This is a genomic window from Streptomyces sp. NPDC090127 (assembly GCF_044746945.1).
Lineage (GTDB): Bacteria > Actinomycetota > Actinomycetes > Streptomycetales > Streptomycetaceae > Streptomyces.
In genome coordinates this window covers 683,412-706,750 of record NZ_JBIVDE010000001.1, presented here as the reverse complement: position 1 = coordinate 706,750, position 23,339 = coordinate 683,412, and the positions used below count along the sequence as shown (strand labels likewise).

Here is a 23,339-nt window from a genome sequence, read left to right as displayed (position 1 = left end):
CGACCGGGCGGAAACCATTCTCCACAGGCCCGCGTCACTGTCGGTAGCCGCCGCTACGGTGGTGATCACATCGGTACGGATCTGGGGGGTCGTATGAACGGGCGCGTACGTCTGTGGTGGCGGCGGGGCCGATGGATCGCGCTCGTGCTCGCCCTGCTGTTGATCGTCCCCGCGGCCGGCTCCGCGCTGGCGCTCCGGCTGAACTACACGGGTGACCTCCGCTCCGGCACGCTCACGCGCGGCAAGGACGCGATCTGGCTGGGCCACGCCTGGGTGGACGGCCGGAGGAAGGACGCGGACCTCGCCGCCTTCGCCGCCCGGATCAAGGGCACGGGGATACGGGACCTGTACGTCCACGCCGGCCCGCTGGAGCACGACGGCACGCTCCCCACCGCCCGGTATCCCCGCGCCGCGTGGCTGATCGACGCCGTCCGCCGCACGATGCCCGGCATACGGGTGCACGCCTGGCTCGGCGACGTCCTCGCCACCGAGGGCCCTGACGGGCTGCGCCTGGAGGACGCGGCCGCACGCGCCGCCGTCGTGGGCTCGGCCCGGCAGATCCTCGACGCCGGCTTCGACGGGGTCCACTTCGACCTGGAGCCCCTGCTCTCGGACGACGCGCACTACCTCTCCCTCCTGGACGACCTCGGCGAGCTGACCCGGGCCCGCAAGGCCCCGCTCTCCGTCGCCGCCCACCAGATCGACCCCCTGCCCGCCCTGCACGCGGTGAACGGCGCGGTCAGCGGCAGCGAGAAGTGGTGGTCGCAGCAGTTCTTCGGCCAGGTCGCCCGCCGCGTCGACCAGATAGCCGTCATGTCGTACGACACCTGGATGCCGCTGGAGGGGATGTACGGCGGGTACGTCGCCCAGCAGACGAGTCTCGCCCTGGAGGTCACGCCCGAGACGACCGACCTGCTCATGGGCCTGCCGTTCTTCCACGAGGACGACCTCGGGCACCACGAGTCCGCGGAGACCGTCGCGGCCGCGATCCGCGGCACCCGGCTGGGCCTGGGCCGCACGGACCACGACCGCGAGCGGTTCGGGGTCGCGCTCTACGTCGACTTCGCCGCGAAGGAGGAGGACTGGACCGCCTACCGCCGCGACTGGCACTGACGGCGCGCGGACCCGGAGGGCGCGCCGCTAGGGGCGAGCCGCCAGGGACCCGCCGCCTGCGCCCCCGCCGCCCACGTCTCCCGCTGCCGGGCCCCCTCGCCTACTCCCCCCGTCGCCGGATCTTGTTCCCCAGCCAGACCAGCGGGTCGTACGAACGGTCCACGACCCGTTCCTTCAAGGGGATCAGCGCGTTGTCGGTGATCTTGATGCCCTCGGGGCACACCTCCGTGCAGCACTTCGTGATGTTGCAGTAGCCGAGCCCGTGCTCCTCCTGTGCGGTCCGCTTCCGGTCGAGGCCGCTCTCGGCCGCCGCGTCCAGAGGGTGCATGTCCAGCTCCGCGACGCGCATCAGGAAGCGCGGTCCGGCGAACGCGGTCTTGTTCTCCTCGTGGTCGCGCACCACATGGCAGGTGTCCTGGCAGAGGAAGCACTCGATGCACTTGCGGAACTCCTGCGAGCGCTCCACATCCATCTGCCGCATCCGGTACTCGCCCGGAGCGACCCCCTCCGGCGGCACGAAGGCCGGGATCTCCCGCGCCTTCGTGTAGTTGAAGGACACGTCCGTCACCAGGTCGCGCACGACCGGGAAGGCCCGCAGCGGGGTGATCGTGAGCGTCTCCGCCCGGTCGAAGGTCGACATCCGGGTCATGCACAGCAGCCGCGGCCGTCCGTTGATCTCGGCCGAGCACGAACCGCACTTGCCCGCCTTGCAGTTCCAGCGCACGGCGAGATCGGGGGCCTGGGTGGCCTGCAGGCGGTGGATGATGTCCAGGACCACCTCGCCGTCGTTCACCTCGACCGTGAAGTCCGTCAGCTCCCCGCCGTCGGTGTCGCCCCGCCACACCCTGAAGTGCGCGTCATAGGTACTCACTCGTACAGCTCCTCCTCGGCGAGGTACTTGACCAGCTCCTCCTTCTCGAACAGCGCGAGGAGGTCCGGACGGATGGGTTCCGTGCGCGTCCGTTCGAGGGCGATGCCGTCGTCCGCCGGGTGGCAGAGCAGGTTCACCGGCCGCCACTCCCGGTCCATCGACGGGTGGTCCTCCCGGGTGTGCCCGCCCCGGCTCTCGGTCCGCTCCAGCGCCGCGCGGGCCACGCACTCACTCACCAGCAGCATGTTCCGCAGGTCGAGGGCCAGGTGCCAGCCCGGGTTGAACTGTCGGTGCCCCTCGACCCCGGCCCGCCGGGCCCGGACACGCAGCTCGGCGATCCGCTCCAGCGCCTCGGCCATCTCGCCCTCCCGCCGGATGATCCCGACGAGGTCGTTCATGGTCTGCTGAAGTTCCTGGTGGAGGGTGTACGGGTTCTCGGCGGACGGCTCCTCCGCCGCGCCGAACGGTGCCAGCGCCTCGGCCGCCGCCGCCTCGACACCCGCCTGCGTGACCGCCGTGCGCGGGGACGACGTCGCGTACAGCGCCGCGTGCCATCCCGCCCGGCGCCCGAAGACCAGCAGGTCGGAGAGCGAGTTGCCGCCCAGCCGGTTGGAGCCGTGCATGCCCCCCGCGACCTCACCGGCCGCGAAGAGACCCGGGACGCCGACCGTGGCCGCCGTCTCCGAGTCGACCGCGACACCGCCCATCACGTAGTGGCAGGTCGGCCCGACCTCCATCGCCTCCGCCGTGATGTCGACGTCCGCCAGCTCCTTGAACTGGTGGTACATCGACGGCAGTCGGCGCTTGATCACCTCGGCCGGCATCCGCGTGGACACGTCCAGGAACACCCCGCCGTGCGGCGAGCCGCGCCCCGCCTTCACCTCGGAGTTGATGGCCCGCGCCACCTCGTCGCGCGGCAGCAGCTCGGGCGGGCGCCGGTTGTTGTCCGGGTCCTCGTACCAGCGGTCGCCCTCCTCCTCCGTCCGCGCGTACTTCTCCTTGAAGACGTCGGGGACGTAGTCGAACATGAACCGCTTGCCCTCGGAGTTGCGCAGCACACCGCCGTCGCCTCGCACCGACTCGGTGACCAGGATCCCCTTCACCGACGGCGGCCAGACCATCCCGGTCGGATGGAACTGCACGAACTCCATGTTCACCAGCGGCGCGCCCGCGAGCAGCGCGAGCGCGTGGCCGTCGCCGGTGTACTCCCACGAGTTGGACGTCACCTTGAAGGACTTGCCGATCCCGCCGGTCGCCAGGACCACGGCCGGCGCCTCCAGGACGAAGAAGCGGCCGGTCTCCCGCTCGTAGCAGAACACCCCCGCGACCCGCCCCGCGTCGTCGCGCAGGACCCGGGTGACCGTGCACTCCTGGAAGACCTTCAGCCGGGACTCGTAGGACCCCGTCTCCCGGAAGTCCTCCTGCTGGAGGGCGACCGTCTTCTGCTGGAGCGTACGGATCAGCTCCAGGCCGGTCCGGTCGCCGACGTGGGCGAGGCGCGGATACTCGTGGCCGCCGAAGTTGCGCTGGGAGATCCGGCCGTCCGGCGTCCGGTCGAAGAGGGCGCCCCAGGTCTCCAGCTCCCACACCCGGTCCGGCGCCTCCTGCGCGTGCAGCTCGGCCATCCGCCACTGGTTGAGGAACTTCCCACCGCGCATGGTGTCGCGGAAGTGGACCTGCCAGTTGTCGTGCGGGTTGGCGTTGGCCATGGAGGCGGCGATGCCGCCCTCGGCCATCACCGTGTGCGCCTTGCCGAACAGCGACTTGCAGATGACGGCGGTCCGCGCGCCCCGCTCGCGCGCCTCGATCGCGGCCCGCAGCCCCGCGCCGCCCGCGCCGACCACGACCACGTCCCACTGCTGCCGCTCGACTTGCGCCATGTCAGAAGATCCTCGGGTCGTCGAAGGTACCGGTGGCGAGCAGGTACACGTACAGGTCGCAGACGGCGACCGAGATCAAGGAGGCCCAGGCGAGCACCATGTGGCGCGCGTTGAGACGCCCGACCAGGCTCCACATGCGGTAGCGCACCGGGTGCCGGGAGAAGTGCTTGAGCCGCCCGCCGACGATGTGCCGGCAGGAGTGGCACGAGAGGGTGTACGCCCAGATCAGCACGATGTTGACCAGGAAGATCAGAGTCCCCAGGCCCGCGTGGCCCCACGCGTAGGAGGAGTCCCGGAAGGTCAGCACGGTGTCGTACGTGAGGATCGCGGCGACCGGCACGGCGGCGTAGAAGAAGTACCGGTGGATGTTCTGCAGGATCAGCGGGAAGCGGGTCTCGCCGGTGTACGTCCGGTGCGGCTCGGCGACCGCGCAGGCCGGCGGGGAGGCCCAGAAGCCGCGGTAGTAGGCCTTGCGGTAGTAGTAGCAGGTCAGCCGGAAGCCGAGCGGGAAGATCAGGATCAGCAGGGCGGGGGAGAGGCCCCACCAGCTGCCGAAGATCTCCCAGTTGGGGCCGCCCTTCATCGGGACGCAGTTCTCGGCGAGGCAGGGTGAGTAGAACGGCGAGACGTAGGGGGCCGCGTAGTAGTCGCTGTTGGCGAAGGCGCGCCAGGTGGAGTACGCGACGAAGGCGAGCAGCCCGGCGGCGGTGACGGCGGGCGCCAGCCACCAGCGGTCGGTCCTGAGGTGGCGCGGTGCGATGGCCGCACGGGAAGGGGAGTGCACGCCGGTGGCGGGCACCCCCCTGCCGGTGGACGGCGGTTCGGTTCCTGTGGCCAAGATCGTTCTCCTGGGACGCGTGGCGACGGTCGGTCTCCGGGGGGCGCGGGTCCTGGGGCACGTGCCGCACGGGCGCGGCTCTCAGGGGCGATCTCCTAGGGGGCGCGCCGGTCGCGTCCTCCCAGGCCCTCGTCGTCCGAGTCCGTCCACAGCCCGCTGTCGTACGGGGTGTCGGGGATCGTCACGAGGTCCTCGGGGCGGCGGGGAGGGGGCGCCGGGACACCGCCCCGCTCCGCCGCGATGCCGCGTTCCAGTTGTCCGACCGTGCGGACCAGGTCTTCCAGGCAGCCCTTGACGGCCGCCAGATCGTCCTGAAGGGACATGGATTGCCCTCACTTCCGCGAGTGCGGGTGGCGAACACGCGATGGGGGGAGAGTGTTGCGCGTCACATCCCGCTTGTGAAGCCATGTGTACGGGATTCCACTCGTCCGGAGAGCGGCGCCGCCCGGGCGGTTGGGCCGCACGGGTGGGTTTGCCCCGTCCTGCCGCCGTGTCGCCGTGGCCGGATCCGGTCCGTCCTTTTCAGTGGATGAGCAATAGGTGTGATCATCGCCATATGCCATAAAACTGGACGAAGGGGTACAAGTCATGTCCCAGGTCGGCGCCCCTCGCGGGAGGACATGCTCCAGGAGCCCCCGCTCCCGCACGCTCCGCTCCGTCGCCACGCTCACCAGCGCCGTGCTCGCCCTCTCCGTCCTGGCCGGATGCAGCTCCGCCGACGGAGGCGAGGAGGCCGCGGCCGCCGCCCCGGACCACGCGCCCGCGGCCCGCGACCGGGTGAAGGACGGCGGCACGCTGAACTGGGCCGTGGACGCGATGCCCACCACGCTCAACGCCTTCCAGGCCGACGCGGACGGCGCCACCTCCCGGATCGTCGGAGCCGTCCTGCCCGCGCTCTACACCCTCGACGGGAGCGGCCGACCGCAGCGCAACCCGGACTTCCTGGAGTCCGCGCAGGTCGTCGAGACGGAGCCCAAGCAGGTCGTCCTCTACAAGCTCAACCAGCAGGCGGTGTGGAGCGACGGCCGCGAGCTCGGCGCCCCCGACTTCGTCGCGCAGTGGCGGGCCCTGAGCGGACGGGACACCGCGTACTGGACCGCCCGCAACTCCGGCTACGAGCGGATCGAGAAGATCGAGCGCGGCAAGAACGACCTGGAGGTACGGGTCACCTTCGGCAAGCCGTACGCCGACTGGCAGTCCCTCTTCACCCCCCTCTACCCGAAGGAGGTGATGGGCTCCCCGGCCTCCTTCAACGACGGCGCGCGGACCACCCTGAAGTCCACCGCGGGACCGTTCCTGCTCAAGGCCTCCGACCGCAAGGCCGGCACGGTCACCCTCGCCCGGAACCCCCGCTGGTGGGGCCAGCCGGCCAAGCTCGACCAGCTCGTCCTCAAGGCCGTGGAGCGCAAGGACCGCGTGGCCGCGCTCGCCGAAGGAGACCTGGATCTGGCCGAGATCGACCGGGCGGGCGCCGACCGGATCGCGCTCGCGGTACGGGACTCCCGCGCCGGCCAGAGCGGCCCGCAGGCCCTCTCGCACGGCCCGGGCGCGGCGATCACCCCGTCGGCCGCTCTGAAGTCCTGGGCGCTGGCCAACGGCTCCGACGAGGAGAAGGCGGAGGTCGTCCAGGCCGCCCGCGAGAAGAACCAGCTGGCCGTCGACCGGTACGCGGAGGAGCAGCGGGCGCTCGGGGCGTTCGTGGTCCGCAAGTCGCTGGAGCCCGCGTACACCCAGCTCTCCCTGAACGGTGAGTCCGGTCCGCTCGCGGACGAGCGGGTACGGCGGGCGGTGGCCCGCGCGCTCGACCGTCAGGAACTGGCCGAATCCGTGCTCAAGCCGCTGGGGCTGCCGGCCCGGCCGCCCGGCAGCCACCTGGCCCTGGCGGGGCAGGCGGCGTACGCGGACAGCAGTGACGCGCTCGGGGACCAGGACATGAAGGAGGCGCGGGCCCTCCTCGCGGACGCGGGCTGGGTGCCGGGCGGCGCGACGAAGAAGCCCGCAGGGACGAAGGCGGGCAGCGAGGCCGACACCGAGAAGACGGACTCCGAGAAGAAGGCGGACGGCGCGGAGAAGAAGACGGACGGGGAGAAGAAGGGGACGGGCGCCGACGAGAAGGCCGACACCGAGAAGAAGGCGTCCGACAAGCCCGCCGAGAAGCCCGCCGAGAAGAAGCCCGCCTCCGACGCCGCCTCCGACGAGGGCCTCTACATCGTCGGCGACGACAAGCCGGGCTCCACCGCGGCCCGCGTCGACGGCAAGGCCGGCGAGCCGGTGATCGGCGCCGCCGGCCCGGAGAACGGCACCAACGTCCTCGCGCCCGCCCCGGGCGCGGCCCTGCAGAACATCGCCGTGCTGCGGCAGGCCAGCCTGCTCGACGCACGGGACAATGCCGCGGTCGGCGACGCGGGGGCCGAGGCCAAGGCCCAGAACCCGGCGCGCCCCGAGAAGGGCGTCGCCGGTGCCTACGCCCCGCGCGGCACCGCCGCCCCCGCCGTCCCGGCGGCCGCCGGTCAGGCGCTCGGCAAGGACGGCGAGGCGCTCAACCTGCGCTTCGTCCTTCCCTCCGGCCCCGGCTCGGAGTCGCTCCGCACGGTCGGCGACAAGATCGTCCACATGCTCGACGAGGTCGGCATCCGTACGGAGATCATCAAGGTCGCCGACGAGAGTTTCTTCAAGGACCACATCGCCGCGGGCGACTACGACCTCGCCCTCTACTCCTGGCCCGCCACCGCCTTCCCGGCGACCGACGCCCGGCCGATCTTCGCCAAGCCGGAGCCGGCCTCGGACGGCTCGCTCCTGGTCGAGCAGAACTACTCCCGCGTCGGGACGGACCGTATCGATCAACTGTTCGACCAGGCGGTGGCCACCCTCGACGAGAAGGAGGCCCGCGACCTGGTCCGCCAGGCCGACGCCCGGATCTGGGCCGCCGCAGGATCGATTCCCCTCTATCAGCGTCCCCAGCTGGTGGCGGTCAAGCCCGGCATCGTGAACGCCGGCGCCTGGGGCTTCGCCGCCCCGCGCTATCAGGACATCGGCTACAAGAAGCCGGCGGGCGTGAAGGGCGCGGAGAGCAACACGAAGAAGTAGGCGCCCGCCGCACGTGGTGGTCGAGTCCCGGCACGTGGTGGTCGCACCCCCGCACGTAGCGGTCGCACCCCCGCACGTAGCGGTCGCACCCCCCGCAAGTAGGAGAAACCGCAGGTCGCAACCTCAGAAGCCGCTCAATTTCCTTGCCCGCCGGTGCCCCCGGCGGGCAGGATCACGTCCGGCCCCTTGACCCGGCCCGTTCCGCACGCTCAGTGCCCCCACTCCTCCCCACCACACCCTCTCGATTCCGGGCGGGGAAGCCCCTTGCGCGGCGGCCCCGTACCATGGGACATAGCCGTGGCGCGTCCGCCCGGCGGGCGTAAGAGGAACTGACGCCGCATCCCACGATCCGAGAGAAGCGCAAGCACCCATGCCCACGCGCCACGACATCCGTAACGTCGCCATCGTCGCCCACGTCGACCATGGCAAGACGACCATCGTCGACGCCATGCTCAAGCAGGCCGGTGCCTTCGCCGCCCACCAGCACCTCGACGACCGCATGATGGACTCGAACGACCTGGAGCGTGAGAAGGGCATCACGATCCTCGCCAAGAACACGGCGGTGAAGTATCACCCCAAGGACGGCGGGGCCCCGATCACGATCAACATCATCGACACCCCGGGCCACGCCGACTTCGGTGGCGAGGTCGAGCGCGGTCTGTCGATGGTCGACGCGGTCGTCCTTCTCGTGGACGCCTCCGAGGGTCCGCTGCCGCAGACCCGCTTCGTGCTGCGCAAGGCCCTCCAGCAGCGCCTGCCCGTCATCCTCTGCATCAACAAGACGGACCGCCCGGACTCCCGGATCGACGAGGTCGTCAACGAGACCTACGACCTCTTCCTCGACCTGGACGCGGACGAGGACCAGATCGAGTTCCCGATCGTCTACGCCTGCGGCCGTGACGGCATCGCCTCGCTGACCAAGCCGGAGAACGGCACGGTCCCCGCCGACAGCGACAGCCTGGAGCCCTTCTTCTCCACGATCCTGGAGCACGTGCCGGCCCCGTCGTACGACGAGGACGCGCCGCTGCAGGCGCACGTCACCAACCTCGACGCCGACAACTTCCTCGGCCGTATCGCGCTCCTCCGCGTCGAGCAGGGCGAGCTGCGCAAGGGCCAGACGGTCGCGTGGATCAAGCGGGACGGCACGATCTCCAACGTCCGCATCACCGAGCTGATGATGACCGAGGCGCTCACCCGCAAGCCGGCCGAGGTCGCCGGCCCCGGTGACATCTGCGCCGTCGCCGGTATCCCGGACATCATGATCGGCGAGACCCTGGCCGACCCGGAGAACCCGATCGCGCTGCCGCTGATCACGGTCGACCAGCCGGCCATCTCCATGACCATCGGCACCAACACCTCGCCGCTCGTCGGCCGTGGTGGCACGGGCAAGGGCGCGGACGCCAAGTCCGCGGTCAAGCAGCGCAAGGTCACCGCCCGCCAGGTCAAGGACCGTCTGGACCGCGAGCTGATCGGTAACGTCTCGCTCCGCGTCCTCGACACCGAGCGTCCCGACGCCTGGGAGGTCCAGGGCCGTGGTGAGCTCGCGCTCGCCATCCTGGTCGAGCAGATGCGCCGCGAGGGCTTCGAGCTGACCATCGGCAAGCCGCAGGTCGTCACCAAGGAGGTCGACGGCAAGACCCACGAGCCCGTCGAGCGCCTCACGGTCGACGTGCCCGAGGAGCACATGGGTGCGGTCACGCAGCTCATGGGTGTCCGCAAGGGCCGCATGGACAACATGTCGAACCACGGCTCCGGCTGGGTCCGCATGGAGTTCGTCGTTCCGTCCCGTGGCCTCATCGGCTTCCGTACGGAGTTCCTGACCAACACCCGCGGTACGGGCATCGCCCACTCGATCCACGAGGGCCACGAGCCGTGGTTCGGCACGCTGACGACCCGTAACAACGGTTCTCTGGTCGCCGACCGCGCGGGTGCGGTCACCGCCTTCGCGATGACCAACCTCCAGGAGCGCGGTGTCCTGTTCACCGACCCCGGCACCGAGGTGTACGAGGGCATGATCGTCGGCGAGAACTCGCGCTCCGACGACATGGACGTGAACATCACCAAGGAGAAGAAGCTCACCAACATGCGCTCCGCCTCCGCCGACTCCTTCGAGGCGATCGTCCCGCCGCGCAAGCTCTCCCTGGAGCAGTCCCTGGAGTTCTGCCGCGACGACGAGTGCGTCGAGGTCACCCCGGAGGCCGTGCGTATCCGCAAGGTCGTCCTGGACCAGAACCAGCGCGGTCGCACCGCGTCGCGCGCCAAGAACGGCTGACGCATCGACGGACGCGTCGGCCTACGCACAGGCTGACGCCGCCTCAGACCCAAGGCCCGGATCCCCGCAGTCACTGTGGGGATCCGGGCCTTTCGTCAAATCCATTTCATGGGCGGGGTGTCCGGATATCGGCCGTCGCTCTCCGGAACGTGTGTTAACGGTCCGTTTCGCGGGTGTCTGTCTGTGATCGCTTTGTCCGGATTTCGGTCTCATGGCCCCTGGTGATGTTGCCAAAACGAGACCACTTAAGTGTGGTTTACAGCCCGGGCGTACTTAATAGTTGGCTGCATTGAGCTCGGGTCAATGGGTCACGCACTGTGGGGAGTGCCGACTCACGAGCACACTCGGGGCACATGAGTGCAGCGCCGTCAGGGGTGTCGGCGCACTCGGAAGTGCCCTTCTTGTAGTGACAAGTGGACTCATGAGGAGGAACCCATGCGCGGTGCCAAGAGCGCCAAGTGGGTAGTGGGCGCGATCGTCGTCGCCCTGGCAGCGACCGCCTGTGGCGGGGGTAGTGGCGATGACAACGCCTCGAAGGAGAAGGGCAAGCCCGAGGGCTATGTCTCGATCGACGTCGGTGAGCCCCAGAAGCCGCTGATCCCGGCCGACACCAATGAGTCGCTCGGTAGCTACGTCATCCAGTCTGTCTTCACGCAGCTGCTGGACTTCGACGCGCAGGGCAAGATCGTCTACACGAACGCCGAGTCGATCAAGACGACCGACTCGAAGACGTGGACCGTCAAGCTCAAGCCGGGCTGGAAGTTCCACGACGGCACGCCCGTCACGTCGGCGTCCTACGTCAAGGCGTGGAACTGGTACGCCAACATCGAGAACAAGCAGCAGAACGCCTTCTGGTTCGAGGACATCGCCGGCTACGCCGACGTCCACCCGGAGAAGGGCGCCCCGACGAAGAAGGAGATGTCGGGCCTGAAGGTCGTCGACGACACGACCTTCACGATCGAGCTCACCAACCCGGTCCCGTACTTCGAGTACAAGCTCGGGTACACGACCTGGGCCCCGCTGCCCGAGGTCTTCTACAAGGACACCAAGGCGTTCGGTCAGAAGCCGGTCGGCAACGGTCCCTACATCTTCGAGAAGTGGGACCACAAGAAGGTCATCCAGGTCAAGGCCAACCCTGACTACCTGGGCCCGAACAAGGCCAAGAACAAGGGTGTCCTCTTCAAGAACTACGCGACCGTCGAGGCCGCGTACCAGGACCTCCTCTCCGGCAACCTGGACATGATCCGCCAGGTCGGCCCGAAGGACCTGCCGAAGTACAAGCAGGACCTCGGCGACCGCGCGGTCGAGCAGCCGTACGCGGCCATCCAGAGCCTCGTCCCGACCTTCTACTCCAAGACCTTCAAGGGCATCAACCCGAAGGTCCTGCAGGGTCTGTCGATGGCGATCGACCGGGACACGATCACGAAGACGGTGCTCAACGGCACCCGCCAGCCGGCCACCAGCTTCATCCCGCAGGGTGTCGCCGGTAAGCAGGACCTCGGCAGCGACATCTTCAAGTTCAACCCGGCGAAGGCCAAGCAGCTCGTCACCGAGGGCGGCGGCGTTCCGGAGAACAAGATCTGGATCCAGTACAACGCCGACGGCGGCCACAAGGAGTGGATCACCGCGGTCTGCGAGTCGATCCGCAACTCCACCGGTGTGGACTGCATCCCGGACGCCAAGCCGGACTTCCAGACCGACCTGGAAGCGCGTGACAACAACCAGGTCAAGGCGATGTACCGCGGTGGCTGGGTGGCCGACTACCCCGTGAACGTCAACTTCATGCGTGAGCTGTACGGCACGACGGCCGAGGCGAACAACGGTCGCTTCTCGGACCCGCAGGTCGACGCCGCGTTCAAGAAGGGCGACAACGCCAAGACCCTGGAAGAGTCGATCAAGCTCTACCAGGAGGCCGAGAAGCTCGTCCTCACGAAGATGCCGGCGATCCCGCTGTGGGAGTACAAGATCAACGGTGGTCACTCCGAGGCTGTCGACAACGTGACCGTCGACTTCCACGGTGACTTCAACATCACCGAGGTCACCACCAAGTAACGAGCCCCACGGGCCCACCCCACATCGGCCGTCACCCCGCCACCGCAGTTGGCGGTAGGCCCCCGGGGCCGGATCCCACAACCAGGGACCGGCCCCGGGGGCTGTAGGTATTCATATCGGAGGCAAACATGGGGCGTTATGTCGCGCGGCGACTGCTCCAGATGATCCCGGTCTTCATCGGATCAACCTTGCTGGTCTTCTCCATGATGTACGCGCTGCCCGGCGATCCCGTGCGCGCGCTCGCGGGAGAGCAGACCGTCGACCCGGCGCAGATCGCCGCGATGAAGAAGGACCTCGGACTCGACCAGCCGCTTCTGGTCCAGTACGGGAACTACCTCGTCAACCTGTTCCAGGGCGACTTCGGCACGCAGATCGCCAGCGGGCAACCCGTCGCGGACATCATCGCGGACGCGTTCCCCATCACGATCAGACTCACCCTGTTCGCCTTCACCTTCACCGCGCTCGTCGGTATCTCCCTCGGTGTCTTCGCCGGGCTGAAGGCCGACACGCTCCGGGACCGCGGTCTGCTGGTCCTGACCCTGCTCCTGATCTCCGTCCCCTCGTTCGTCCTCGGCTTCCTGGCGCAGTACTTCTTCGCCCACCAGCTCGGCTGGGTCGACCCGAACGTGAGCGCCCTGGCGGAGTGGAACGAACTGCTCCTGCCGGCCATCGTGCTCGGTTCGCTGTCACTGGCGTACGTCGCCCGGCTCACGCGTACCTCGATCGCCGAGAACCTGCGCTCCGACTACATGCGCACCGCGGTGGCCAAGGGCCTGCCGCGCCGCCGCATCATCGGCGTGCACCTGATGCGCAACTCGATGATCCCCGTCGTCACCTTCCTCGGCACCGACATCGGCGCCCTGATGGGCGGCGCGGTCGTCACCGAGGGCATCTTCAACGTCCAGGGTGTCGGCTACAACGTCTTCTCCGCGCTGCGCCACCGTGAGGGCGCCACCGTCGTGGGCATCGTGACCCTGATCGTGGTCGTCTATCTCGTCGCCAGCCTGCTCGTCGACCTGCTCTACGCGGTCCTGGACCCGAGGATCCGTTATGCCTGAGGCACTCAAGGAAGCTGTCGCCGAACAGCCCTCGGCGGACGCGACCGCCGCCCAGCCGGTCGAGAAGGCCGAGAAGCCGCGCAGCCTCTGGTCGGACGCCTGGCACGATCTGCGCCGTAACCCGATCTTCCTGGTCTCCGCGGTCCTGATCGTCGTCCTGCTGACGATGGCCGTCTTCCCCGGCCTGTTCACCGGCGCCGACCCGCGCCACGCGGACCTGGCCAAGCACTACCTCCAGAAGCCGAACTGGGGCAGCCTCTTCAACGAGGACTGGTTCGGCTACGACATCCAGGGCCGCTCGATCTACGCGCGTGTCATCTACGGCGCCCGCGCCTCGATCGCCGTCGCCGTCGTCGTCACCGTGCTCGTCACCGTCCTCGGTACGGTCGTCGGCATGCTCGCCGGCTACTTCGGCGGCTGGGCGGACACGATCCTCTCCCGGATCACCGACATCTTCTTCGGCGTCCCCTTCATCCTCGGCGCGATGGTCGTCCTGACCTCCTTCGAGGAGCGCAAGCTCTGGGTCGTCATCCTGGCCCTGGCCTTCCTCGGCTGGACCCAGATCGCCCGAGTCGCCCGCGGCTCGGTGATCACCATCAAGCAGGCGGACTACGTGATGGCGGCCAAGGCGCTCGGCGCCTCGACCACCCGGATCCTGCTCCGGCACATCCTGCCGAACGCCATCGCCCCGGTGATCGTCGTCGCCACCATCGCGCTCGGCGGCTACATCTCCGCGGAGGCCACGCTCTCCTTCCTGGGCATCGGTCTCGCCGAGCCGACCGTCTCGTGGGGCGTCGACATCTCGTCCGGTCAGGAGCAGCTGCGCAACGCGGCGTTCGTCCTGATCATCCCGTCGGTCATGGTGTCGATGACCGTCCTGGCGTTCATCATGCTCGGCGATGCGGTCCGCAGCGCCCTCGACCCCAAGCTGCGCTGAGGAGGGCGTACAACGTGAGTCTCATCGACAACACTGACAAGACCGCGAGCGTCCCCGCCCCGCGCGGCGGCGACGAGCACACCGGCCCGCTCCTCGAAGTGCGGGACCTGCACGTGGAGTTCCACACCCGTGACGGTGTGGCCAAGGCGGTCAACGGCGTCAACTACAGCGTGAACGCGGGCGAGACGCTCGCCGTGCTCGGCGAGTCCGGGTCCGGCAAGTCCGTCACCGCGCAGGCCGTCATGGGCATTCTCGACATGCCGCCCGGCAAGATCCCCAAGGGTGAGATCTTCTTCCGCGGCGAGGACATGCTGAAGATGTCCGGCGAGGAGCGCCGGAAGATCCGCGGCCGGAAGATCGCGATGATCTTCCAGGACGCGCTGTCCTCCCTCAACCCGGTCCTCTCCGTCGGCTACCAGCTCGGCGAGATGTTCCGGGTGCACCACGGCCTCTCCAAGAAGGAGGCCAAGGCCAAGGCCATCGAGCTGATGGACAAGGTCAAGATCCCGGCCGCCGCGGCCCGGGTCAACGACTACCCCCACCAGTTCTCCGGCGGTATGCGCCAGCGCATCATGATCGCGATGGCGCTCGCCCTGGAGCCGGACCTGATCATCGCCGACGAGCCCACCACGGCGCTCGACGTGACCGTGCAGGCCCAGGTGATGGACCTGCTCGCGGAGCTCCAGCGCGAGTACAACATGGGTCTGATCCTGATCACCCACGACCTCGGCGTCGTCGCCGACGTCGCGGACAAGATCGCGGTGATGTACGCGGGCCGGATCGTCGAGACCGCCCCGGTCCACGAGCTGTACAAGCGCCCGGCCCACCCGTACACCCGGGGTCTGCTCGACTCGATCCCGCGCCTGGACCAGAAGGGCCAGGAGCTGTACGCGATCAAGGGCCTGCCGCCCAACCTGCTCCGGGTCCCCACCGGCTGCGCGTTCAACCCGCGCTGCCCCAAGGCCGACGACATCTGCCGCACGGAGATCCCGGCGCTCACGCCGGTCACCGAGCAGGACGGCACCGAGCTGCTCGGTCGCGGCAGCGCCTGCCACTTCTGGAAGGAGACGATCCATGGCTGAGCTCAGCAAGGCTGCTACATCGCCGGAGGGCTCCGCCGCGGACGCGACTCCGAACGTCACCGAGGTGCACACGGCCGAGGTCGCCGGCGAGGCGGAGGCCGTGGCCGCCCTCGACGCGCCGGTCGAGCGCGGTGAGCCGATCCTGCAGGTGCGCAACCTGGTCAAGCACTTCCCGCTGACCCAGGGCATCCTCTTCAAGAAGCAGGTCGGCGCGGTCAAGGCCGTGGACGGGGTCTCCTTCGACCTCTACCAGGGCGAGACCCTCGGCATCGTCGGCGAGTCCGGCTGTGGCAAGTCCACGGTCGCCAAGCTGCTGATGACCCTGGAGCGGGCCACCGCCGGCGAGGTCTTCTACAAGGGCCAGGACATCACCAAGCTGTCCGGCCGCGCGCTGAAGGCCGTCCGCCGGAACATCCAGATGGTGTTCCAGGACCCGTACACCTCGCTGAACCCGCGGATGACGGTCGGCGACATCATCGGTGAGCCCTTCGACATCCACCCCGAGGTGGCCCCGAAGGGCGACCGGCGGCGCCGGGTGCAGGAGCTGCTCGATGTGGTCGGTCTGAACCCCGAGTACATCAACCGCTACCCGCACCAGTTCTCCGGCGGTCAGCGCCAGCGCATCGGCATCGCCCGCGGCCTCGCGCTCAACCCCGAGATCATCATCTGCGACGAGCCGGTCTCCGCCCTGGACGTCTCCGTCCAGGCGCAGGTCATCAACCTGATGGAGAAGCTGCAGGACGAGTTCAACCTCTCCTACCTCTTCATCGCGCACGACCTGTCGATCGTCCGGCACATCTCGGACCGGGTCGGCGTGATGTACCTCGGCAAGATGGCCGAGATCGGTACGGACACGCAGATCTACGACCACCCGACGCACCCCTACACCCAGGCGCTGCTGTCGGCGGTCCCGGTCCCGGACCCGGACGCCCGAGAGGGCCGCGAGCGGATCATCCTCACCGGTGACGTCCCCTCGCCGGCCAACCCGCCGTCGGGCTGCCGCTTCCGCACCCGGTGCTGGAAGGCGCAGGACAAGTGCTCCACCGAGGTCCCGCTGCTGGCGATCCCGGAGCGGTTCCAGGGCGCGGACACCCCGGCCGCGCACGAGTCGGCGTGCCACTTCGCCGAGGAGAAGGACGTCGTCCACGCGGCGTAGCCCCTTCTCGACGGCGCTGTACGTGACGAGGGCGCCCCGGCCATCACGGCCGGGGCGCCCTCGCGCGTTTCCCGTCCGGGCCTCGCCGACCGGGTGTCGCTAAGGTGCATACCGCCCGCACTCGGGTGATATTGGGGCTCTCGGTACATACCAGGACCCTCGGGAGGCACCTCATGCGCGGAGCCACGCACGCCAAGTGGGCCGCACTGGCCGCTGCCGTCGCCCTCACGGCCACGGCCTGCGGCGGCGGAGACGACGGCGGAGGTGGTGGCGCGGACGGCGTCGTGAGCTCTTCCTGGGGTGACCCGCAGAACCCGCTGGAGCCCGCCAACACCAACGAGGTGCAGGGCGGCAAGGTCCTTTCCATGATCTTCCGTGGGCTCAAGCAGTACGACCCGAAGACCGGCGCGGCCACGAACATGCTCGCCGAGAAGATCGACACCACGGACTCCACGAACTTCACCATCACCGTCAAGGACGGCTGGACCTTCTCCAACGGTGAGGCGGTCACCGCGAACTCCTTCGTGGACGCGTGGAACTACGGCGCCCATCTGAAGAACAACCAGAAGAACGCCTCCTTCTTCGGCCAGATCGAGGGCTACGACCAGGTCCACCCCGAGAAGGGCGAGCCGACCGCAGAGACCATGTCCGGCCTCAAGGTCGTCGACCCCAAGACCTTCACGGTCAAGCTCACCCAGAAGTTCTCCACCTGGCCCGACACCCTCGGCTACGCCGCGTTCTCCCCGCTCCCCAAGGCCTTCTACGACGACCACGCCGGCTGGCTGGACAAGCCCGTCGGCAACGGCCCGTACACGGTCGACTCGTACGCCAAGGGCTCCCAGATGGAGCTGAGGCGCTGGGACGGCTACCCCGGCGGGGACAAGGCGCAGAACGGCGGCGTGACCCTCAAGGTCTACACCGACAACAACACCGCCTACACCGACCTGACGGCCGGCAACCTCGACCTCGTCGACGACGTGCCGGCCTCGCAGCTCAAGAACGTCCAGGCCGACCTCGGCGACCGGTACATCAACGAACCGGCCGGCATCATCCAGACCCTCGGCTTCCCCTTCTACGACCCGGCGTGGAACAAGCCCGGTCAGGAGAAGCTGCGGCAGGGCCTCTCCCGGGCGATCAACCGCGAGCAGATCACCGACACGATCTTCCAGAAGACCCGGACCCCCGCCGTCGACTGGACCTCCCCGGTCCTCGGCGAGGACGGCGGCTTCAAGAACATCTGCGGCGACTTCTGCACGTACGACGCGGCGGAGGCGAAGAAGCTCGTCGCCGAGGGCGGCGGCATCCCCGGCGGCACGATGAGGATCTCGTACAACGCCGACACCGGCTCCCACAAGGAGTGGGTGGACGCCGTCTGCAACTCCATCAACAACGCGCTCGGCAACAACCGGGCCTGCGTCGGCAACCCGATCGGCACCTTCGCCGACTACCGCAGCCAGGTCTCCACGCAGAAGATGCCCGGCCCCTTCCGGGCCGGCTGGCAGATGGACTACCCCCTCATCCAGAACTTCCTGCAGCCGCTGTACTACACCAACGCCTCGTCCAACGACGGCAAGTACACCGACCCGGAGTTCGACAAGCTCGTCGACCAGGCCAACGCCGAGTCCGACATCGGCAAGGCCGTCGAGACCTTCCAGCAGGCCGAGGAAGTCCTCCGCGACGACATGGGCGCGATCCCGCTCTGGTACCAGAACGGCAGCGCCGGCTACTCCGACCGCGTGTCCAACGTGTTGCTCAACCCGTTCAGCGTCCCGGTCTACGACCAGATCAAGGTCAACTGACGCAGCGCGTCGGCGTACGGTCCGGCCCGGCGATCTCCCACGCGCCGGGCCGTACGCCTACCCCACACCCCCGGAGCCCCTCATGGGTCGTTATGTGATCCGGCGTCTGCTGCAGATGATCCCGGTCTTCATCGGCGCCACCCTGCTGATCTTCCTGATGGTGAACGTGATGGGCGACCCCATCGCGGGCCTCTGCGGCGACCGCGCCTGCGATCCGGCCACCGCCGCCCAGCTGGAGAAGGAGTTCGGCCTCGACAAGCCCGTCTGGCAGCAATACCTGACCTACATGGGCAACCTCTTCACCGGCGACTTCGGTACGGCCTTCAACGGTCAGCCCGTCACCGAGCTGATGGCCAGCGCCTTCCCGGTCACCATCCGGCTCACGATCGTCGCGATCCTCTTCGAGATCGTCATCGGCATCAGCCTCGGCGTCCTCACGGGCCTGAAGCGCGGACGGCCCGTCGACACCAGCGTCCTGCTGCTGACCCTGGTCGTCATCTCGATCCCGACCTTCGTCACCGGCCTGCTGCTCCAGCTCCTCCTCGGCGTGAAGTGGGGCTGGATCAAGCCCGCCGTCTCCTCCGAGGCCGCCTTCGGCGAGCTGATCGTCCCCGGCCTCGTCCTCGCCTCGGTCTCCCTCGCCTACGTCACCCGGCTCACCCGGACCTCGATCGCGGAGAACAAGCGCGCCGACTACGTCCGTACCGCCGTCGCCAAGGGCCTGCCGCGGCACCGGGTCATCACCCGCCACCTGCTGCGCAACAGCCTCATCCCGGTGGTGACCTTCATCGGCGCCGACATCGGCGCGCTGATGGGCGGCGCCATCGTCACGGAGCGGATCTTCAACATCCACGGCGTCGGCTACCAGCTCTACCAGGGCATCGTCCGGCAGAACACCCAGACCGTCGTCGGCTTCGTGACCGTCCTCGTCATCGTCTTCCTGGTGGCCAACCTCCTCGTCGACCTCCTGTACGCCGTCCTTGACCCGAGGATCCGCTATGCCTGAGCCCCATGAGCCGTTCGACGACGGGCGCGCCATCGACCACACGGGGGCGGGCGGCGCCACGGACCTCGCCATGGAGGAGGGCGCGTCCCTGGAGAAGACACCGGGCGGGCCCCAGGGCACCGGACCGGCCGGCAAACCCCGCTCCCTCTGGTCCGACGCCTGGCACGACCTGCGCCGCAACCCGGTCTTCATCGTCTCGGGCCTGATCATCCTCTTCCTCGTGATCATCTCCATCTGGCCGTCCCTGATCGCCAGTGGAGACCCCCTCCAGTGCGACCTGTCCAAGGCCCAGGAGGGCTCCCAGCCCGGCCACCCCTTCGGCTTCAACGGCCAGGGCTGCGACGTGTACACCCGTACGGTCTACGGCGCCCGGACCTCCGTGGCCGTCGGCGTCCTCGCCACCCTCGGTGTCGGGATCCTCGGCTCGCTCCTCGGCGGCCTGGCCGGCTTCTTCGGCGGCGGCTGGGACGCGATCCTCTCCCGGATCACCGACGTCTTCTTCGCCATCCCGGTCGTCCTCGGCGGCCTCGTCCTGCTGTCCGTCGTCACCAGCGCCACGATCTGGCCCGTCATCGGCTTCATGGTGCTGCTCGGCTGGCCGCAGATCTCCCGCATCGCCCGCGGCTCCGTCATCACCGCCAAGCAGAACGACTACGTGCAGGCGGCCCGGGCGCTCGGCGCCTCCAACTCCCGCATGCTGCTCCGCCACATCGCGCCCAACGCCGTCGCCCCGGTCATCGTCGTGGCGACCATCGCCCTCGGTACGTACATCTCGCTCGAAGCGACCCTGTCGTACCTCGGCGTCGGGCTGAAGCCGCCCACCGTCTCCTGGGGCATCGACATCTCCTCGGCCTCGCAGTACATCCGCAACGCCCCGCACATGCTGCTCTGGCCGGCCGGCGCGCTCGCCATCACCGTGCTCGCGTTCATCATGCTCGGCGACGCGGTGCGCGACGCCCTCGACCCGAAGCTGAGGTAGCCGCCCATGCTGCTCGAAGTGCGCGATCTGCACGTGGAGTTCCACACCCGGGACGGGGTGGCCAAGGCGGTCAACGGGGTCAGCTACTCGGTCGACGCGGGCGAGACCCTGGCCGTCCTCGGCGAGTCCGGCTCCGGCAAGTCCGTCACCGCCCAGGCCGTCATGGGCATCCTCGACATCCCGCCGGGAAAGATCACCGACGGCGAGATCCTCTTCCAGGGCCGCGACCTGCTGAAGCTCAAGGAGGAGGAGCGGCGCAAGGTCCGGGGCGCCAAGATGGCGATGATCTTCCAGGACGCGTTGTCCTCCCTCAACCCCGTGATCAGCGTCGGCGACCAGCTCGGCGAGATGTTCCAGGTCCACCAGGGCCTCTCCCGCAAGGACTCCCGGGCCAAGGCCGTCGAACTGATGGACCGGGTCCGCATCCCGGCCGCCAAGGAGCGCGTGGGGCAGTACCCGCACCAGTTCTCCGGCGGCATGCGCCAGCGCATCATGATCGCGATGGCGCTCTCCCTCGAACCCGACCTGATCATCGCCGACGAGCCGACGACCGCCCTCGACGTGACCGTGCAGGCCCAGGTGATGGACCTGCTCGCCGAACTCCAGCGCGAGCTCAACATGGGCCTCATCCTGATCACCCACGACCTCGGCGTCGTCGCCGACGTCGCCGACAAGATCGCCGTGATGTACGCGGGCCGGATCGTCGAGACCGCCCCCGTCCACGAGATCTACAAGGCCCCCGCCCATCCGTACACCCGCGGCCTGCTCGACTCGATCCCGCGCCTGGACCAGAAGGGCCAGGAGCTGTACGCGATCAAGGGCCTGCCCCCGAACCTGCTGGCCATCCCGCCCGGCTGCGCCTTCAACCCGCGCTGCCCGCTCGCCCGGGACGTCTGCCGCACCGACGAGCCGCCGCTGTACGACGTGTCGCAGGAGCGCCGCAGCGCGTGCCACTTCTGGCAGGAGGCCCTCCGTGGCTGAGCCGATTCTCCAGGTCCGGGACCTGTACAAGCACTACCCGCTGGCGCGCGGCGTCGTCGTCAAGAAGCAGGTCGGCGCGGTCAAGGCCGTCGACGGCGTCGACTTCGACCTGGTGGCCGGGGAGACCCTCGGCATCGTCGGCGAGTCCGGCTGCGGCAAGTCGACCGTGGCGAAGATGCTGGTCAACCTGGAGCGTCCGACCTCCGGTGCCATCCGCTACAAGGGCGAGGACATCACCACGATGTCCCCGCGCGCCCTGCGGGCCGTCCGCCGCAACATCCAGATGGTCTTCCAGGACCCGTACACCTCCCTCAACCCGCGGATGACGGTCGGCGACATCATCGGGGAGCCGTACGAGATCCATCCCGAGGTCGCCCCCAAGGGGGACCGGCGGCGCAAGGTCCAGGACCTGCTCGACGTCGTCGGCCTCAACCCGGAGTACATCAACCGCTATCCGCACCAGTTCTCCGGCGGCCAGCGGCAGCGCATCGGCATCGCCCGCGGCCTGGCGCTCCAGCCGGAGATCATCGTCGCCGACGAACCGGTCTCGGCCCTCGACGTCTCCGTCCAGGCCCAGGTCGTCAACCTCCTGGAGAAGCTCCAGAACGAGTTCTCGCTCAGTTACGTCTTCATCGCCCACGACCTGTCCATCGTCCGGCACATCTCCGACCGCGTCGGCGTCATGTACCTCGGCCGGATCGTCGAGATCGGCACCGACGCCCAGATCTACGACCACCCCACGCACCCCTACACCCAGGCCCTGCTGTCGGCGGTCCCGGTGCCGGACCCGGACGCGCGGGAACACCGCGAGCGGATCATCCTCAGTGGTGACGTGCCCTCACCGGCCAACGTGCCCTCGGGGTGCCGCTTCCGCACCCGCTGCTGGAAGGCGCAGGAGCGCTGCGCGCTCGAAGTGCCCCTGCTGGCGGTGCCGGCCGTCTTCCGGCACACGGACACCCCGGCGAAGCACGACTCGGCGTGCCACTTCGCGGAGGAGAAGCACGTGGTGCCGTCGGACGAGGGGGAGGGGGAGGGGGAGGCTCCGGGGGCGGCGCCCGGCCAGACCCCGGAGTAATACGGACCATGTCCGCATAAAGCACCGTCAGATTCGTTAACGCGCAGGCAACTCCGCCGACCCGGATCCGATATACGAACCCGTCAGTCTCGACAGCGTACGGCCGTGCGGGTGCCGTAGGCCGGCCGGTACGCGCCATGTCGTCCCGGCCGGCCGCCACCCGTCCTCGACTTGCCGGTCGAATATGCGGAACCGCTTGTTTCGGCGCGTGGTAGCGGTGAGTATCGGCTCCGTGACAGTGACACGACCGGCACGTCTCACCGGCGCCGCGCTGTGCGGCGCGCTCACGCTCGTCATCGTCGTCTGGCTCCTGCGGGACCTCGCGGCCTTCGGCTCGCCCGCCGCACTGGGCTGGTACTGGGCCGGGGACCACGCCTTCCTGCTCCGGAGCAGGTCCGCCACCTCGCTGCTCGATCCCCTCCTGCTCGTCGCCTACACGGCCACCGCGCTCGCCGCGCTCCGCTCCTCGCTCGCCGCGCCCGCGCTCGCCGCCGCCGGGGCGGTCACGCTCGCGCTGCGGCTGCCCGGCCTGTGGGCCACCGGGGTCGACGCACTCGTCACGACCCTCCTGACGCTCGCCCTCGCCGCCGGCCTCGTCGTCACCGCGGCCGCGGGCCGCGGCACCCGCCCCGCGCGGCCGGCCCGCCTCCGTACGGGCCCCGCCGTCACCGCCGGCATCCTGTGCGCCGTCGCCGGGGCCGCCCGGGTGGCGTGGGAGGTGCACCGGGCGAGGGAGCTGCCGGTCGAGGCCACCGTCGACCGGTTCACCGGCGGCCGCTCGCTCCACCTGCCCGCCCTCGCGGTCCCGCCGGCCTGGCTGAACGTCATGCTCGCCCTTCTTCTCCTGGTGGCCGCCGGCAGCGCCTTCGCCCGCGCCCCGCACGCCCGCCCCCTCGGCCTGTTCGCGGGGCTGTTCCTGACGGGCTGGGGGTTCGCGGGGGTCGCCACGGCGTTACGGACCGGGTGGGCCGACCACGTCGCCGCGCTGGGCGACGACGGCCGGCTCGCCCTCGCCACCTCGGCGTACGGACTGTTCGCCGGGGCCGCCGTGCTCGTCCTGCTCTCCGTGCGCGGCGTGCCCCGCCCCGTACCCCGTCAGCCGGTGGCCGCCCTGCCGCCCGCCCCGCCGCACCCGCGCCCGCCCGGCTGGTGA

At 69.3% G+C, this 23,339-nt stretch carries 18 protein-coding genes; 14 read left to right on the top strand and 4 right to left on the bottom strand.

The window, feature by feature from the left end:
- Positions 1 to 93: 93 nt before the first annotated feature.
- Positions 94 to 1,113 (top strand): hypothetical protein, encoded by a 1,020-nt coding sequence (locus ACIPPS_RS03095; protein ID WP_401426138.1) that lies wholly within the window; start codon positions 94 to 96, stop codon positions 1,111 to 1,113.
- Between the two features lie 100 nt (positions 1,114 to 1,213).
- Here the strand turns inward: ACIPPS_RS03095 and ACIPPS_RS03090 are convergent, their stop codons facing one another.
- The 4 genes from ACIPPS_RS03090 to ACIPPS_RS03075 form a co-directional block, all read right to left on the bottom strand.
- On the bottom strand, positions 1,214 to 1,984 hold the full coding sequence (locus tag ACIPPS_RS03090) for a succinate dehydrogenase/fumarate reductase iron-sulfur subunit (protein ID WP_401426136.1): 771 nt from the start codon (positions 1,982 to 1,984) through the stop codon (positions 1,214 to 1,216).
- Entirely contained in the window at positions 1,981 to 3,864 is a 1,884-nt protein-coding gene (locus ACIPPS_RS03085; protein ID WP_401426134.1) for a fumarate reductase/succinate dehydrogenase flavoprotein subunit, read from the bottom strand. The genes ACIPPS_RS03090 and ACIPPS_RS03085 overlap by 4 nt, the downstream gene beginning before the upstream one ends.
- Position 3,865: 1 nt before the next feature.
- On the bottom strand, positions 3,866 to 4,702 hold the full coding sequence (locus ACIPPS_RS03080) for a hypothetical protein (protein ID WP_401426131.1): 837 nt from the start codon (positions 4,700 to 4,702) through the stop codon (positions 3,866 to 3,868).
- Between the two features lie 95 nt (positions 4,703 to 4,797).
- A complete protein-coding gene (locus tag ACIPPS_RS03075) occupies positions 4,798 to 5,025 on the bottom strand; it encodes a hypothetical protein (RefSeq protein WP_401426129.1) in 228 nt (75 codons plus the stop codon).
- A 265-nt stretch (positions 5,026 to 5,290) separates the two neighbouring features.
- Here ACIPPS_RS03075 and ACIPPS_RS03070 point away from each other — a divergent pair, with 265 nt between their 5' ends.
- The 13 genes from ACIPPS_RS03070 (at position 5,291) to ACIPPS_RS03010 (ending at position 23,339) form a co-directional block, all read left to right on the top strand.
- Complete coding sequence (locus ACIPPS_RS03070) at positions 5,291 to 7,789, top strand: ABC transporter substrate-binding protein (RefSeq protein WP_401426126.1); 2,499 nt, start codon at positions 5,291 to 5,293, stop codon at positions 7,787 to 7,789.
- Between the two features lie 370 nt (positions 7,790 to 8,159).
- Entirely contained in the window at positions 8,160 to 10,061 is a 1,902-nt protein-coding gene (typA, locus tag ACIPPS_RS03065; RefSeq protein ID WP_401426124.1) for a translational GTPase TypA, read from the top strand.
- A gap of 435 nt (positions 10,062 to 10,496) precedes the next feature.
- Positions 10,497 to 12,113, top strand: a complete 1,617-nt coding sequence (locus ACIPPS_RS03060; protein WP_401426122.1) for an ABC transporter substrate-binding protein — start codon at positions 10,497 to 10,499, stop codon at positions 12,111 to 12,113.
- A gap of 128 nt (positions 12,114 to 12,241) precedes the next feature.
- Entirely contained in the window at positions 12,242 to 13,171 is a 930-nt protein-coding gene (locus tag ACIPPS_RS03055; protein WP_401426120.1) for an ABC transporter permease, read from the top strand.
- Entirely contained in the window at positions 13,164 to 14,108 is a 945-nt protein-coding gene (locus ACIPPS_RS03050; RefSeq protein ID WP_401426117.1) for an ABC transporter permease, read from the top strand. The genes ACIPPS_RS03055 and ACIPPS_RS03050 overlap by 8 nt, the downstream gene beginning before the upstream one ends.
- Before the next feature lie 23 nt (positions 14,109 to 14,131).
- Positions 14,132 to 15,190 (top strand): ABC transporter ATP-binding protein, encoded by a 1,059-nt coding sequence (locus ACIPPS_RS03045; RefSeq protein ID WP_401427184.1) that lies wholly within the window; start codon positions 14,132 to 14,134, stop codon positions 15,188 to 15,190.
- Positions 15,183 to 16,346 carry an ABC transporter ATP-binding protein gene (locus tag ACIPPS_RS03040; protein ID WP_401426115.1) on the top strand — a complete coding sequence of 388 codons (1,164 nt, stop codon included), beginning with the start codon at positions 15,183 to 15,185 and terminating at the stop codon, positions 16,344 to 16,346. The genes ACIPPS_RS03045 and ACIPPS_RS03040 overlap by 8 nt, the downstream gene beginning before the upstream one ends.
- Before the next feature lie 173 nt (positions 16,347 to 16,519).
- The gene (locus tag ACIPPS_RS03035; RefSeq protein ID WP_401426113.1) at positions 16,520 to 18,145 is read left to right on the top strand and encodes an ABC transporter substrate-binding protein; all 1,626 of its coding nucleotides are present in this window, start codon (positions 16,520 to 16,522) and stop codon (positions 18,143 to 18,145) included.
- Between the two features lie 82 nt (positions 18,146 to 18,227).
- Positions 18,228 to 19,151, top strand: a complete 924-nt coding sequence (locus ACIPPS_RS03030) for an ABC transporter permease (RefSeq protein WP_401426110.1) — start codon at positions 18,228 to 18,230, stop codon at positions 19,149 to 19,151.
- Positions 19,144 to 20,130 (top strand): ABC transporter permease, encoded by a 987-nt coding sequence (locus ACIPPS_RS03025; RefSeq protein WP_401426107.1) that lies wholly within the window; start codon positions 19,144 to 19,146, stop codon positions 20,128 to 20,130. The genes ACIPPS_RS03030 and ACIPPS_RS03025 overlap by 8 nt, the downstream gene beginning before the upstream one ends.
- Before the next feature lie 6 nt (positions 20,131 to 20,136).
- Complete coding sequence (locus ACIPPS_RS03020; protein WP_401426105.1) at positions 20,137 to 21,111, top strand: ABC transporter ATP-binding protein; 975 nt, start codon at positions 20,137 to 20,139, stop codon at positions 21,109 to 21,111.
- Positions 21,104 to 22,186 carry an ABC transporter ATP-binding protein gene (locus ACIPPS_RS03015; RefSeq protein ID WP_401426103.1) on the top strand — a complete coding sequence of 361 codons (1,083 nt, stop codon included), beginning with the start codon at positions 21,104 to 21,106 and terminating at the stop codon, positions 22,184 to 22,186. The genes ACIPPS_RS03020 and ACIPPS_RS03015 overlap by 8 nt, the downstream gene beginning before the upstream one ends.
- Positions 22,187 to 22,418: 232 nt before the next feature.
- Positions 22,419 to 23,339, top strand: a complete 921-nt coding sequence (locus ACIPPS_RS03010) for a hypothetical protein (protein ID WP_401426101.1) — start codon at positions 22,419 to 22,421, stop codon at positions 23,337 to 23,339.